We start from the raw sequence: 14,445 nt of genomic DNA on the forward strand, positions 1-14,445 counted from the left end.
CGCCGGTCGGTGCCCGTCCGATGTGGCCCCGGTGCTCCTACTTGAGCTGGTCTTCGGTGTAGTAGCCGGAGTCGATGAGGACCTTCTTGTAGTTGTCCTTGTAGACGATCACGGGCTCCAGCAGGTTGGACGGGACGACCTTGGTGCCGTTGTCGTAGTCCTTGGTGTTGTTCACCTCGGGCGTGCCGCCCTTCAGCACGGCGTCGGCCATCTTGACGGTGACGGCCGCCAGCTCACGGGTGTCCTTGTAGATCGTGGCGTACTGCTCGCCCGCGATGATTGACTTCACCGAGGCGGCCTCGGCGTCCTGGCCCGTCACGACCGGGTAGGGCTGGTCGGCGGTGCCGTACCCGCTGCTCTTCAGGGCCGACAGGATGCCGATCGACAGGCCGTCGTACGGCGACAGGACGCCGTGGACCTTGGTCCCGCCGGAGTAGGTCTTGGTGATCAGGTCCTCCATGCGCTTCTGCGCGGTGGCCGGGTCCCAGCGCAGGATGGCGACCGTCTTGAAGTCGCTCTCGCCGCTCTTGACGACCAGGGTGCCCTTGTCGATGTACGGCTTCAGGGTGTCCATCGCGCCGTTGTAGAAGAAGGTCGCGTTGTTGTCGTCCGGGGAGCCGGCGAAGATCTCGATGTTGAACGGGCCCTTGGCGTCGCCGTCGGAGCCGTCCTGCTTCTTCAGGCCGAGGCCGACCAGCAGCGAGGTCGCCTGCTGCACGCCCACCTTGTAGTTGTCGAAGGTGGCGTAGTAGTCGACGTTCGGCGAGTTGCGGATGAGCCGGTCGTAGGCGATCACCGGGATCTTCTTGTCGGCCGCCTGCTGGAGCTGCGTGGTGATCGCGGTGCCGTCGATCGAGGCGACGATCAGGAGCTTGGCGCCCTTGGTGATCTGGTTCTCGATCTGGTTGACCTGCGTGGGGATGTCGTTCTCCGCGTACTGCAGGTCGACCTGGTAGCCGAGCTTCTCCAGGGCGCTCTTGACGTTGTCGCCGTCGTGGATCCAGCGCTCGGACGACTTGGTGGGCATCGTGACGCCGACCAGCGTGCCGGCCGGTGCCGCGGCCGCCGGCCCGGAAGCCTCCTGGTCGACGGTCTTGACGCTGGAGCCACAGGCGGAGACTGCCATGGCGAGAGCCAGGCCCACCGAGAAGGTGGCCAGCTTCGCGAACTTCATCGAATACCTCCAGTGTGGAGACCCGGGGTTCCGGCCCTGGGCGGGGCCGGCAAGAGGGCGGGACGCGGGACGTCCCGGGAGCAGCCGGTGCTCGGGGTGGTATGTCCGGCTCGCAAGGGACGGAGCCGTCGTCGTGGCGGTCGTGGTCGGGACGCCGCGGGGGGACGCCTCGATCGAGTCGCGCCCACGACGGCGGAAGGGCGGGGCCGCGGGTGGCCCGCCCTCCGTGTGAGCGCTCACATCAGCCGTAACAAACCTTTCGATGGCCTGACGGGCTGTGTGACGAGTTATCCAATGACGGAGTCGGCCCGCTGTCAACCCCTGGAGCATAACTGCTGGTAGAGCCATATAAAACGCGATCTTTACCCGTTTCCGAATCGTGTCCGGAGGTGTCTTGACAGGGTTGGTGTGAGCGTTAACAATTCGGCGGTGACATTCCGGAAAAGGAACCGTCGTATGTGAGCCGCTCTCAGCCGTTGTCGTGCCCCGGCGGCTCGGAGGTCCGTCCGGGAGCGACCCGAGCGACCCGAGCGATCCGCGCCCGGGCGCCCGTCTCGCGCCGCGTCCACCGGGCGCGCGTCCCGTGCCGCGTCCACCGGCGGCTCGTCCCACGACGTGGTCGCGGCCTTTGCGCGGCCGGCGCGTCTCCGCCGCGTCCGCGAGTTGTACGGTCTGTGCCATGATCGATGTCGCGACGACCGCGCGAGGCTCCGGCCGCTCGTGGGCGGCCTCCGGCGCGGGCGCGGGCCGGCGGCGGGCACGGGGCTCCCTGTGAGGTCCGGGACCGGAGCGCACCGTCCGGCCGCCTCTCCCTACCCCGGCGATCCCGCGTCGCTGGCCACGTGGCTCCGGGTCAACTACGCCTTCACCCCGTCCGTCCGCTACCTGGCCGCGGTGATGGCCGAGGAGCAGCCGGTCCACCACCTGCTCCCGCTCTTCGAGCACACCCCCGTCAAGGACGGCGCGTGGGCCGAGCTGGTGGCCTGCCTGCTCCAGGAGCTGGTGGTCCGCGGGGTCCGGCTCACCCGGGTGCCCGCCGCGGTGCGGTGCGCCGAGGCGCTCCGCGAGCTGGGTCACCCCCTGGCCCGGCTCCCGCTGAAGCGGGTCAGGGGCGAACGCGGGCTGAGCGTGTACGTATACCTGCCGAAGCCCCCGGAGCTTCGTGAGATTCCCGCGATACCCGACCGCCCGGAGGGCGTCGTCGAGGGCGGGGACCGGAAGCTGATCAACGCCGCCGTCGCGCACTGGGGCCTGGGGACGGGGATCCTCCTGAAGCTTCCGGAGCGACTGGGGCCCGAGGATCTCGTGCCGCTGGGGATCAACCGGTTCCTGCCGGAGGGCCTGCGGGCGAGCGTCGTGCTCAACGGTGTGCGGACCGACCTGGCGGTGGTGGTGAGCAAACTGTTCGACGCCGCCTACCAGCGCGCCACCCACAAGGAAGGGCTGCGCGGTGGCTACGGCAGGCCGGCGGTCTGGCGGTCGGTCGCGGGCCTCATCGGGGCCCCCGCGGACGCGCCCGTGCACCGGATCAACGAACTCGCCGCCCGCTGGCACTGGCTGATGTTCGAAGTGATCATGCGGCATGAGCTCCGTTACCGGGACGGGGAGCTCGTGTACGACGCGCCCGGCTGGCGGGGGGACCTGCTCGCCGTCGGCGCGCTCAGCCCGCGTGGGGACCGGCTGGGCCTGCTGATCAACGAGGACACCGACTGATCTGCGGGCCAGCCGGTCCGGCCGCCGGGGTGTCTCCGGGCACCCGCCGGTCTTTCCGGGAGTGGCGTGCGCGGTTCGCGGCCGCGATGGTGGATCGCCCGGTTCGTGCCCTCCCCGCCGGCCGCGGCCCGATGGCGCGGTCACGGCCCGATCCCGGTCCGCGTGCTTCCCGCCGGGCGGGCGGGCTGTACGGTTCCTGCTGTGATCAGCATCGCGACGGCGCTCCGCGCGCCCGGCCGTCCACCGGTGGCCGGCATCCGCGCGCGGCGGGAGGGGGACACCGCGTGAGGTCCGACCTCTCCCCGTACGAGCCCGCGCTCTCCGCCGTCCCCGGCGACCCGGAGGCGCTGGCCGAGGTGGTCCATCGCGAGTACCGCGACCGGCTGCTCGTCCGCGACCTGGCCGCGGTACTGGCCCAGGAGCGGCCGGGCCGCCGGCTGCTCCCGCTGTTCGAGCTCCTCCCCGTCCGGGCGGACGTCTGGGCCGAGCTGCTGGCCTGCGTGCTCCAGGAGCTGGTGATCCGTGGGATGCGGCTCACCCGGGCGCCCGCCGCGGTGCGGTGCGCCGAGAGGCTCCGGGAGCTGGGCCACCCCCTGGCCGGGCTGCCGCTGAAGCGGAGCAGGGGTGAACGCGAGCTGCGGGTGCCCTGCTACGAGTCCCGCCGGTGGGACGGCTGCTGGACCCTCTACGTGCCCGAGCCTCCGGAACTGCCCGATGTCTCCGCCCTCTCCACCCGTCCGGACGGCGGCCCCGCCCGGGAGAATGCCGCCGCCGCCCGCCCGAAGGGCATCGTCGACGGCGGCGACCCGGAGCTGATCGGTGCCGCGGTCGAGCACTGGGGGCCCACCCTCGCGACGCTGATGCGGCTTCCCTCGCGCGTCGCCCCGGCGGACCTCCTCGCCCCGATGGCGGTCAACCGGTTCCTGCCGGAGCGGCTGCGGGAGGGGGTCGTGCTCAACGGCGTGCGGACCGACCTGACATGGGTGGTGGCCGACCTGCTCACCGCGGCCTACCGGCCCGCCACCTACGTGGAGGGGCTGCGCGGCGGCTACGGCAGGTTGGCGGTCTGGCGCTCGGTGGCGGGTCTGGTCGGGGCTCCCGGGGACACGTCCGTGCACCGGGTCAACGAGCTGGCCGCCCGCTGGCACTGGCTGGCGTTCCGGGTCACGCGGCGGGAGCCCTACTGGGTGGACCGGGAGCTCGCCGTCGGCGCGCTCAGCCCGCGCGGGGACCGGCTGGGCCTGCTGATCGCTCACGACACCGACTGACCTTCCGGGGCCGGATGGGTGGTCACGGGCCACCGCGCGATGCTCTTTTCCCGCAGGGAATGTGAACGCTAACAACGCGGCGCCCACCAGTTAAACCGGCGATGGCGCCCGCGTCAAGAGGGTGTTAACGACGATCTTCGCGTAACCAGACCGTAATTCGGGGGGCGCTTGACGGGAGTGGTTGTTAACGCTCACAGTCTTGTCCCAAGACACCTTGAGGAGCCGCCCGTGAGCCCGAGCCACGAACGCCGCCAGCCGGTGATGGCCGATGTGGCCGTGCGGGCCGGCGTGTCCCACCAGACGGTCTCGCGCGTGCTCAACGGCCACCCCAACGTCCGCGCCGAGACCCGCGCCCGGGTGTTGCAGGCCATCGAGCAGCTGGGCTACCGGCGCAACATGGTCGCCCGCGCCCTCGTCACGAAGCACACGCGCACCCTCGGCGTGGTCAGCTTCGACACCACCCTGTACGGTCCGGCCAGCACGGTCTACGGCATCGAGCAGGCCGCCCGGGCGGCGGGCTACTTCGTCAGCATGGTCAGCCTCAGGACCATCGACCGGGCCGGCGTGCGAGACGCGCTCGACTACCTGGCCGAGCAGGGCGTCGACGGCGTCGTCGTGGTGGCGCCGCAGCGCTCGGCGGCCCGTGCGCTGACCGACATGCCCACCGGCGTCCCCGTCGTCGCCGTCGGGGCCGGCCACACCGGAGACGTGTCGGTGGTCAGCGTCGAGCAGGTCGAGGGCGCCCGCCTGGCCACCCGGCACCTGCTCGACCTCGGCCACGAGACGGTGTGGCACATCAGCGGGCCGTCCGACTGGCTGGAGTCCGAGGGGCGGGTCCAGGGCTGGCGTGCCGCGCTGGCCGCCGCGGGCCGCCCGGCCCCCGATCCGCTGCCCGGTGACTGGAGCCCGCGCTCCGGTTACCGGGCGGGGCTGCGCCTGGCGGCGATGCCGGAGGTCACCGCGGTGTTCGTCGGCAACGACCAGATGGCGCTCGGGGCGCTGCGGGCCTTCGCCGAGCGCGGCGTGCGGGTGCCCGAGCAGATCAGCATCGTGGGGTTCGACGACATCCCCGAGTCGGAGTTCTTCACGCCCCCGCTCACCACCGTCCGGCAGGACTTCGGGGCCGTCGGGAGGTGCAGCATCGAGGTGCTGCTGCGGCAGCTGGAGGCGGGGCCGGAGTGGTCGCACGAGCGGCACGTCGTCCCGCCGCGGTTCGTGGTCAGGGCGAGCACCGCCCCGGCCTGCCCCTAGATCCTCGCGGGCCCTGGGGCGAGGGCGCCGCACCCCGCTCATCATGTTAGCGATAACAGAGAGAGGAACCCCCCACCGTGTTCAAGAGGATGTCGGCGCTGCTCGTCGTGGGCGCCACCGTGCTGACCATGGCCGGCTGCGGCAGCGGCGGATCGGGCGGCGGGTCCGCCGACGACGGGAAGATCACCATGGGCTTCGCCCAGGTGGGCGCGGAGAGCGGATGGCGGACGGCCAACACCAAGTCGGTCCAGGAGTCGGCCAAGAGCGCGGGCGTCGAGCTGAAGTTCTCCGACGCCCAGCAGAAGCAGGAGAACCAGATCAAGGCGATCCGCTCCTACATCCAGCAGAAGGTCGACGTCATCGCGTTCTCGCCGGTGGTGGAGTCGGGCTGGGACACGGTGCTGAAGGAGGCGAAGAACGCCAACATCCCGGTCATCCTCACCGACCGGGCGGTCGACTCGGCCGACACCACCCTGTACAAGACCTTCCTGGGCTCGGACTTCGTCGAGGAGGGCCGCAAGGCCGGCAAGTGGCTGGTGGAGGAGTACAAGGACACCACCGACCCGGTCAACATCGTCGAACTGCAGGGCACGACCGGCTCGGCCCCGGCCAACGACCGCAAGGCGGGCTTCGCCGAGGTGATCGGCGCCGATCCGAAGTTCAAGGTGATCGCCTCGCAGACCGGTGACTTCACCCGGGCCAAGGGCAAGGAGGTCATGGAGGCGTTCCTGAAGTCCAACCCCGACATCGACGTGCTGTACGCGCACAACGACGACATGGGGCTGGGCGCGATCGAGGCGATCGAGGGCGCGGGCAAGGTCCCGGGCAAGGACATCAAGATCATCACCATCGACGCGGTCAAGGACGGCATGCAGGCCCTGGCCGACGGCAAGATCAACTACATCGTCGAGTGCAGCCCGCTGCTCGGCCCGCAGCTGATGGACCTGGCCAAGAAGGTCGTCAAGGGCGAGCAGGTGCCGGCCCGGGTGGTGACCGAGGAGACCACCTTCACCCAGGAGCAGGCCAAGGAAGTCCTGTCCAGCCGCCAGTACTGACCTTGAGACGGGCCGCTTCCCGCCGGGCGCGGAGCGGCCCGTCCCCCCGTCGAGGAAAGGGACGCCGCATGGCCGCACCCGATCCGATCCTGCGGATGAGCGGGATCTGCAAACAGTTCCCGGGCGTCAAGGCGCTGACCGACGTGGACTTCCGGCTCATGCCGGGCGAGGTGCACGCGCTGATGGGCGAGAACGGCGCCGGAAAGTCGACGCTCATCAAGGTGCTCACCGGCGTGTACGACATCGACGCCGGCGAGGTCGAGCTGGCCGGCGCGCGGGTCTCCTTCGCCAGCCCCCTGGCGGCGCAGCGGGCCGGGATCAGCACCGTCTACCAGGAGGTCAACCTCTGCGCCAACCTCTCGGTCGCGGAGAACATCTTCATCGGCCGCGAGCCGCGCCGCCTGGGCCGCATCCGGTGGAAGGAGACGCGCCGCAGGGCCGCCGAGCTGCTGGGCCGGCTGGAACTGGACATCGACGTCGCGGCGCCGCTCTCGTCGTACTCGCTGGCCGTCCAGCAGATGGTCGCGATCGCGCGCGCCGTGGACATCGACGCCAGGGTGCTGATCCTCGACGAGCCGACCTCCAGCCTGGACGCCGGGGAGGTCGCCCAGCTGTTCCGGGTGATGCGGCGGCTCAAGGAGCAGGGCATCGCGATCCTGTTCGTCTCGCACTTCCTCGACCAGATCTACGAGATCTCCGACCGGATGACGATCCTGCGCAACGGCAGGCTGGTGGGGGAGTACCTCACCAGCGAGCTGAGCCAGGTCGAGCTGGTCGGCAAGATGATCGGCAAGGAGCTCGCCGACCTGGAGCGGCTCGACGGCAAGCCCAAGGAGCTCAGCGAGGCCGCCAGGCCCGTCGTCGAGGCGCGGGAGCTCGGCCGGACCGGGGCCATCGAGCCGTTCACCCTCGCCATCCGCGAGGCCGAGGTGGTCGGCCTGGCCGGGCTGCTCGGCTCCGGCCGCACCGAGATCGCCCGCCTGCTCTTCGGGGCCGACCACGCGGGGACGGGCCAGGTGGTGATCGACGGCAAGCCGGTCTCGCTGCGCACCCCACGCGCCGCGACGGGCCGCGGGATCGCCTTCTGCTCGGAGAACAGGCGCGCCGAGGGCCTGATCCCCGACCTCACCGTGCGGGAGAACATCATCCTCGCCCTGCAGGCCGCGCGCGGCTGGACCCGGCCCGTCCCGCGCCGCCGCCAGGACGAGCTGGTCGAGAAGTACATCCGCGCGCTGAAGATCAGCCCGCCCAACCCCGACCAGCTCGTGAAGAACCTCAGCGGCGGCAACCAGCAGAAGGTGCTGCTGGCCCGCTGGCTCATCGTCGAGCCGCGCCTGCTCATCCTCGACGAGCCCACCCGGGGCATCGACGTCGGCGCGAAGGCGGAGATCCAGCGCCTGGTCGCCGAACTGTCCGACGAGGGCATGTCGGTGCTGTTCATCTCCGCCGAACTGGAGGAGGTGCTCCGGCTCAGCCACAAGGTCGCCGTCCTCCGCGACCGGCGGCTGGTGGCCGAGCTGCCCAACGACGACGACCTGACCACCGACGTCCTCATGGGGACGATCGCGAGCGGAGCCCGTTCATGAACGCCGTCGTCAAGCACCGGCTGTTCTGGCCGGCCCTCGTCCTCGTCCTCCTGCTGCTGCTCAACGTGCTGTTCACCGACGGCTTCCTCTCGATCCAGATGCGGGACGGCCACCTGTACGGCAGCGTGATCGACATCTTCCGGTTCGGCGCCCCGCTGATCCTGGTCGCCGTCGGCATGACGCTCGTCATCGCGACCGGCGGCATCGACCTGTCGGTGGGCTCGGTGGTGGCCATCTCCGGGGCGCTGTCCTGCCTGTGGATCAGCGGGCTCGACGACCAGAACGGCGTGGGCGGCGTCCTCGTCGCGGTCGGCCTGGCGCTCGCGCTCTCCCTGGTCCTGGGGGTCTGGAACGGCTTCCTCGTCGCCGGCGCGGGCATCCAGCCGATCATCGCGACGCTGATCCTCATGGTCGCCGGGCGCGGCCTGGCCCAGCTCATCACGGACGGGCAGATCATCACCGTCAACAGCGCCCCGTACAAGCTCATCGGCGGCGGCTACTGGCTGACGCTGCCGTTCGGCATCATCGTCGTGCTGGTCGTGCTGGCGCTGACCGCGTTCCTCACCCGGCGCCTCGCCCTCGGGCTGCTCATCGAGTCGGTCGGCGGCAACGCCGAGGCCAGCCGCCTGGCGGGCATCCGCTCGCGCAGCGTGATCATCATGGTCTACATGTTCGCCGCGCTCTGCGCCGGCATCGCCGGGCTGATGATCAGCTCGAACGTCTCCAGCGCCGACGGCAACAACGCGGGCCTGTGGATCGAGCTCGACGCCATCCTCGCGGTCGTGATCGGCGGCACCTCACTCTCCGGCGGCCGGTTCTCGCTCGGCGGCACGGTGCTGGGCGCGCTCATCATCCAGACGCTGACCACCACGATCTACTCCATCGGCGTGCCGCCGGAGACCACGCTGCTGTTCAAGGCGCTCGTGGTGACCGTCGTCTGCCTGCTGCAGTCTCCGGCCTTCCGGGAGAAGGCGTTCCGCCGCCGCAGGCGCCCGGCGCCGGTCCCCGCGCCGGCCGGGGAGAAGACGGACCCGGGAGACCGGGGAGAAGGCGAAGGTCCCGGCGCGACGTCCGCCGGCGCCGCACCGAGGAGGGTGCACCGATGACCACCATCCCGCTGACCGGAGGCCGCTCGATCCCGCGGAAATACGTTCCCGTCCTGGTGACCGGGGCCCTGTTCGTCGCGATGTTCGTCGCCGGCGGCATCCGCTACGAGGGCTTCGCCACCGGTCAGATCGTCCTCAACGTCTTCATCGACAACGCCTTCCTGCTCGTCGTCGCCGTCGGCATGACGTTCGTGATCCTCACCGGCGGCATCGACCTGTCGGTCGGCTCGGTCGTCGCGCTGTCCACGATGATCTCGGCGAGCCTGGTCACCGACGGGGGATGGCCGCCGCTGCCGGTGATCGCGCTGGTGCTGGCCGTCGGCGCGGCGCTCGGCTGCGCGATGGGCGCGATCATCCACTACTTCGAGATCCAGCCGTTCATCGTGACGCTGGCCGGCATGTTCCTGGCCCGCGGCCTGTGCTACACGATCGGCACCGACTCCATTCCGATCACCGACGGGACCTTCACGGCGTTCGCCCAGACCAGGATCGACCTGGCCGGTGACATGTGGATCTCGCCCAGCGTGGTCATCGCCGCCGTGGTGGTGCTGGTCGCGGCCTACGCGCTGCACTACACCCGCCTGGGCCGCAACGTCTACGCGATCGGCGGCAGCGAGCAGTCGGCGCTCCTCATGGGCCTTCCCGTGGCCCGGACGAAGATCGCGGTCTACACGATCAGCGGTCTCTGCTCGGCGCTCGGCGGCGTGCTGCTCTCCTTCTACATGCTCTCCGGGTACGGCCTGCACGCGGTCGGCATGGAGCTCGACGCGATCGCCGCGGTCGTCATCGGAGGCACGCTGCTGACCGGAGGATCGGGCTACCTGCTCGGCACCGTGCTCGGCGTGCTCGTCCTCGGGCTGATCCAGACGATCATCAGTTTCGAGGGCACCCTCAGCTCGTGGTGGACCAAGATCTTCATCGGTCTGCTGCTCTTCGCCTTCATCGTGCTCCAGCGCCTCAGCGCGGCACGCCGTACCTGACCCCGTGCTCCGCCACGGGCGTCCCGTCCGTGGCGGAGTCCCGATCCCCTGGAGTGATATGTGAACGCTAACAGTGATCGTTACGTGGTCGGTGTCGACTTCGGCACGCTGTCGGGCCGCGCCCTGGTGGTGCGGGTCTCCGACGGCGCGGAGGTGGGCACCGCCGTGCACGAGTACGCCCACCGCGTGATCGAGGACCGGCTGCCCACGGGGGCGCGTCTGGCCCCCGACTGGGCGCTGCAGTCGCCCGGGGACTGGCGCGAGGTGCTGCGCACCGCGGTGCCGAAGGCTGTGGCCGCGGCCGGCATCTCCCCGGAGCAGGTGATCGGCCTGGGCACGGACTTCACCGCGTGCACCATCCTGCCGGCCACCGCCGAGGGCGTCCCCCTGTGCGAGATCTTCCCCGACCGCCCGCACGCGTGGCCGAAGCTGTGGAAGCACCACGCGGCCCAGCCGCACGCCGACCGGATCAACGCGGTGGCCGCCCGCCGCGCGGAGGCCTGGCTGCCCCGCTACGGCGGCAAGATCTCCTCCGAGTGGGCGTTCGCCAAGGCCCTGCAGCTCCTGGAGGAGGACCCGGAGATCTACGACCGCGCCGAGCGGTGGATCGAGGCCGCCGACTGGATCGTCTGGCAGCTGACCGGGGTGGAGACCCGCAACGTGTGCACCGCCGGGTACAAGGCCATCCACCAGGACGGCCGCTACCCCTCCGATGACTTCCTGGCCGAGCTGAATCCCGCGTTCGCCGGTTTTCCCGCCAAGCTCGGCCGGGAACTGGCTCCCCTCGGCGGCCTCGCCGGTCGGCTGACCGCCGAGGCCGCCGGGTGGACCAAACTGCCCGAGGGGATCGCGATCTCGGTGGGCAACGTGGACGCCCACGTCACGGCCGCGGCGGCCGACGCGGTGCGGCCCGGTCAGATGGTGGCCATCATGGGCACCTCGACCTGCCACGTCATGCCCTCCGACAGCCTGGCCGAGGTGCCGGGCATGTGCGGGGTCGTCCGGGACGGGATCGTGCCGGGCCTGTGGGGCTACGAAGCCGGCCAGTCGGCGGTCGGGGACATCTTCGCCTGGTTCGTCGAGAACGCGGTGCCGGGCTCGTACGAGCGCGAGGCCGGGCGGCGCGGCCTGACCGTGCACGAGTACCTGACCGAGCTGGCCGCCGCCCAGCGGGTCGGGCAGCACGGGCTGGTCGCCCTGGACTGGCTGGGCGGCAACCGCTCGGTGCTGGTCGACCACGACCTGTCCGGGGTCGTCGTCGGCCAGACGCTGGCGACCCGGCCCGAGGACACCTACCGGGCGCTGATCGAGGCCACCGCGTTCGGCGCCCGCACGATCGTGGAGACCTTCGAGGCGTCCGGGGTGCCGGTCGAGGAGTTCGTCGCCGCGGGCGGGCTGATCAGGAACCGCTTCCTGATGCAGGTCTACGCGGACGTGCTGCGCCGGCCGATCTCGGTGATCGGCTCCGAGCAGGGCTGCGCCCTGGGCTCGGCGATCCACGCCGCGGTGGCCGCGGGGGCGTACCCCGACGTCACGGCGGCCGCGGCCGCGATGGGCAAGCGCGCCGAGGCGGCGTACCTGCCCGACCCCGGGCGCGCGGACGTCTACGACCGGCTGTACGCGGAGTACCGCCGCCTGCACGACCACTTCGCCGACGGAGCGATGCTCCACGGCCTGCGCGCCCTGCGCAACGAGGCAAGCATGTCAACGAGTGAGGAGGACGCGTGACCGAGCGCGAGCCGTACATGACCGGACCGGGAGAGCGGGTGACCGGGGGCGCGGCGTACGGCGGCCCGCGCGGCTCCCGGACCGCGCGGACGCCGTACCCGGCCTCGCGGACGGCGGAGGCGGCCGGATGAGCACCGTCGTCAGGAAGCTGCGGGAGACGGTGTGCCGGCTCCACGAGGAACTGGTGCGGTACAACCTGGTGGCCTGGACCGCGGGCAACGTCTCCGGCCGGGTGCCCGGCGAGGACCTGTTCGTCATCAAGCCCTCCGGCGTGTCGTACGACGAGCTGACCCCCGAGTCGATCGTCGTGTGCGACCTGGACGGCGAGCTGGTCGAGGGCGAGCTCTCGCCGTCCAGCGACACCGCCGCGCACGCGTACGTCTACCGGGCGATGCCGCACGTGGGCGGGGTGGTGCACACCCACTCGACGTACGCCTCGGCCTGGGCGGCGCGCGGGGAGGCGATCCCGTGCGTGCTGACCGCGATGGCCGACGAGTTCGGCGGCGAGATCCCGGTCGGGCCCTTCGCGCTGATCGGCGGTGACGACATCGGCAAGGGCGTCGTCGCCACCCTGGAGAACCACCGCTCCCCGGCGGTGCTGATGCGCAACCACGGCGTGTTCTCCATCGGCCGCGACGCCCGCGCCGCGGTCAAGGCCGCGGTGATGTGCGAGGACGTCGCGCGCACCGTGCACGTGGCCCGCCAGCTCGGCGAGCCGCTGCCGATCGCCCAGGCCGACATCGACAGCTTGTACGACCGCTACCAGAACGTCTACGGGCAAAGGAGTCCGCGTTGATCCCCCACGAGCGTGAGATCTGGTTCCTGACCGGGAGCCAGGGCCTGTACGGCGAGGAGACCCTCGCCCAGGTCGCCGAGCAGTCCCGGCGGATCGCCGAGGAGCTGGGCGGGGCCCTGGCGTTCCGGCTGGTGTGGAAGCCGGTGCTCACCGACGCCGCCGCCATCCGCCGCGTCTGCCTGGAGGCGAACACCGACGACTCCTGCGTCGGGGTGATCGCCTGGATGCACACCTTCTCCCCGGCGAAGATGTGGATCGCCGGCCTGGACGCGCTGCGCACGCCGCTGCTGCACCTGCACACCCAGGCCAACGTGGAGCTGCCGTGGGCCTCGATCGACATGGACTTCATGAACCTGAACCAGGCCGCCCACGGCGACCGGGAGTTCGGCTACATCCAGTCGAGGCTCGGCGTGCCCCGCAAGACGGTGGCCGGGCACGTCAGCGACCCGGTGGTCGCGGCGCGGATCAACGCCTGGGCGCGGGCCGCGGCCGGGCGCGCCGAGGTGGGGTCGCTGAAGCTGGCCCGCTTCGGTGACAACATGCGCGACGTCGCCGTCACCGAGGGCGACAAGGTCGAGGCGCAGCTCCGCTTCGGGGTCTCGGTCAACACCTACGGCGTCAACGACCTGGTCGCCGCGGTCGAGGCCGCGGCCGACACCGAGGTCGACGCCCTGGTCGCCGAGTACGAGGACACCTACAAGGTCGCCCCCGAGCTGCGCGTCGGCGCCGAGCGCCACGACTCGCTGCGCTACGCCGCCCGCATCGAGCTGGGCCTGCGCCACTTCCTGACCGCCGGGGGCTTCGGGGCGTTCACCACCAACTTCGAGGACCTGGGCGGGCTGCGCCAGCTGCCGGGCCTGGCCGTGCAGCGGCTGATGGCCGACGGCTACGGCTTCGGCGGCGAGGGCGACTGGAAGACCTCGGTGCTGGTGCGCACGCTGAAGGTCATGTCCGCCGGGCTGGACGGCGGCACCTCGTTCATGGAGGACTACACCTACCACCTGACCCCCGGCCAGGAGCTCATCCTGGGCGCGCACATGCTGGAGGTCTGCCCCACCATCGCCTCCGGGACGCCGTCGTGCGAGATCCACCCACTGGGCATCGGCGGCCGGGAGGACCCGGTCCGGCTGGTCTTCGACGCCGAGCCCGGACCCGCCGTGGTGGTCGGCCTGACCGACATGGGGGAGCGCTTCCGGCTGGTGGCCAACGAGATCGACGTCGTCGACCCCGTCGAGCCGCTGCCCAACCTGCCGGTGGCCCGCGCGGTGTGGCGGCCCCGGCCGGACCTGCGCACCTCGGCGGAGTCCTGGCTGACCGCCGGAGGCCCCCACCACACCGTGTTGTCGGCCGCCGTCACCGTCGAGGAGCTCACCGACTTCGCCGACATGCTCGGCGTCGAGCTGCTGGTCATCGACGCCGACACCACGCCCCGCCAGTTCGCCAAGGAGATCCGCTGGAACCAGGCGTACTACCGCCTGGCCCAGGGTTTCTGACCCGCCCGAACCCCCGGGCCGTCTCGGGGCACCGGTCCGCTCCGGGCCGGTGCCCCGGCCGCAGGCCCCTCCGTCGTCGTCCTTCCCGACCTGACGAATTTCGTCCCGGCGCCGATCCTCCGGGGCGCTTCGGCGGCGGCGCACGAGGCCGGCTACCTGCTCGACGTGATCGGCCTTGAGGGGGATCGGGAGAGCCGGGCGGAGCGGGTGCTGTCCCTGCTGGACGGTGCGCAGGCGGATGGGATCCTGTCGTTCACCCCGCTCGGGCGGTTGGTCCGGGACCGGGCCGGGACGG

General features: G+C 71.3%; 12 protein-coding genes. 11 read left to right on the top strand and 1 reads right to left on the bottom strand.

What is annotated here, in order from left to right:
- Window positions 1-37: 37 nt before the first annotated feature.
- Window positions 38-1,174: a multiple monosaccharide ABC transporter substrate-binding protein gene (gene chvE, locus ABD841_RS15335; RefSeq protein WP_344971876.1), complete on the bottom strand. Its 1,137-nt coding sequence runs from the start codon at window positions 1,172-1,174 to the stop codon at window positions 38-40.
- A gap of 771 nt (window positions 1,175-1,945) precedes the next feature.
- Between chvE and ABD841_RS15340 the strand changes: the two genes are divergently transcribed.
- From ABD841_RS15340 to araA, 11 genes are all read left to right on the top strand, one after another.
- Window positions 1,946-2,887, top strand: a complete 942-nt coding sequence (locus ABD841_RS15340) for a DUF6183 family protein (protein ID WP_344971878.1) — start codon at window positions 1,946-1,948, stop codon at window positions 2,885-2,887.
- A gap of 284 nt (window positions 2,888-3,171) precedes the next feature.
- Window positions 3,172-4,155, top strand: coding sequence for a DUF6183 family protein (locus ABD841_RS15345; RefSeq protein ID WP_344971880.1), 984 nt, complete (start codon window positions 3,172-3,174; stop codon window positions 4,153-4,155).
- 261 nt (window positions 4,156-4,416) lie between these two features.
- Window positions 4,417-5,406: a LacI family DNA-binding transcriptional regulator gene (locus ABD841_RS15350; RefSeq protein WP_344971899.1), complete on the top strand. Its 990-nt coding sequence runs from the start codon at window positions 4,417-4,419 to the stop codon at window positions 5,404-5,406.
- A gap of 77 nt (window positions 5,407-5,483) precedes the next feature.
- Entirely contained in the window at window positions 5,484-6,461 is a 978-nt protein-coding gene (locus ABD841_RS15355; RefSeq protein WP_344971882.1) for an ABC transporter substrate-binding protein, read from the top strand.
- Window positions 6,462-6,529: 68 nt separating this feature from the next.
- The gene (locus ABD841_RS15360; protein ID WP_344971884.1) at window positions 6,530-8,047 is read left to right on the top strand and encodes a sugar ABC transporter ATP-binding protein; all 1,518 of its coding nucleotides are present in this window, start codon (window positions 6,530-6,532) and stop codon (window positions 8,045-8,047) included.
- On the top strand, window positions 8,044-9,153 hold the full coding sequence (locus ABD841_RS15365; RefSeq protein WP_344971886.1) for an ABC transporter permease: 1,110 nt from the start codon (window positions 8,044-8,046) through the stop codon (window positions 9,151-9,153). Before ABD841_RS15360 ends, ABD841_RS15365 begins: the two co-directional genes overlap by 4 nt.
- Window positions 9,150-10,133, top strand: a complete 984-nt coding sequence (yjfF, locus tag ABD841_RS15370) for a galactofuranose ABC transporter, permease protein YjfF (protein WP_344971888.1) — start codon at window positions 9,150-9,152, stop codon at window positions 10,131-10,133. Before ABD841_RS15365 ends, yjfF begins: the two co-directional genes overlap by 4 nt.
- Before the next feature lie 60 nt (window positions 10,134-10,193).
- On the top strand, window positions 10,194-11,861 hold the full coding sequence (gene araB / locus ABD841_RS15375) for a ribulokinase (protein WP_344971890.1): 1,668 nt from the start codon (window positions 10,194-10,196) through the stop codon (window positions 11,859-11,861).
- The gene (locus ABD841_RS15380; protein ID WP_344971891.1) at window positions 11,858-11,992 is read left to right on the top strand and encodes a hypothetical protein; all 135 of its coding nucleotides are present in this window, start codon (window positions 11,858-11,860) and stop codon (window positions 11,990-11,992) included. The genes araB and ABD841_RS15380 overlap by 4 nt, the downstream gene beginning before the upstream one ends.
- Complete coding sequence (locus ABD841_RS15385; protein ID WP_344971892.1) at window positions 11,989-12,657, top strand: L-ribulose-5-phosphate 4-epimerase; 669 nt, start codon at window positions 11,989-11,991, stop codon at window positions 12,655-12,657. Before ABD841_RS15380 ends, ABD841_RS15385 begins: the two co-directional genes overlap by 4 nt.
- Complete coding sequence (araA, locus tag ABD841_RS15390) at window positions 12,654-14,150, top strand: L-arabinose isomerase (RefSeq protein WP_344971894.1); 1,497 nt, start codon at window positions 12,654-12,656, stop codon at window positions 14,148-14,150. The genes ABD841_RS15385 and araA overlap by 4 nt, the downstream gene beginning before the upstream one ends.
- Window positions 14,151-14,445 lie beyond the last annotated feature (295 nt).

Origin of the sequence: Streptosporangium fragile, from assembly GCF_039534445.1 — a bacterium.
Taxonomy (GTDB): domain Bacteria; phylum Actinomycetota; class Actinomycetes; order Streptosporangiales; family Streptosporangiaceae; genus Streptosporangium; species Streptosporangium fragile.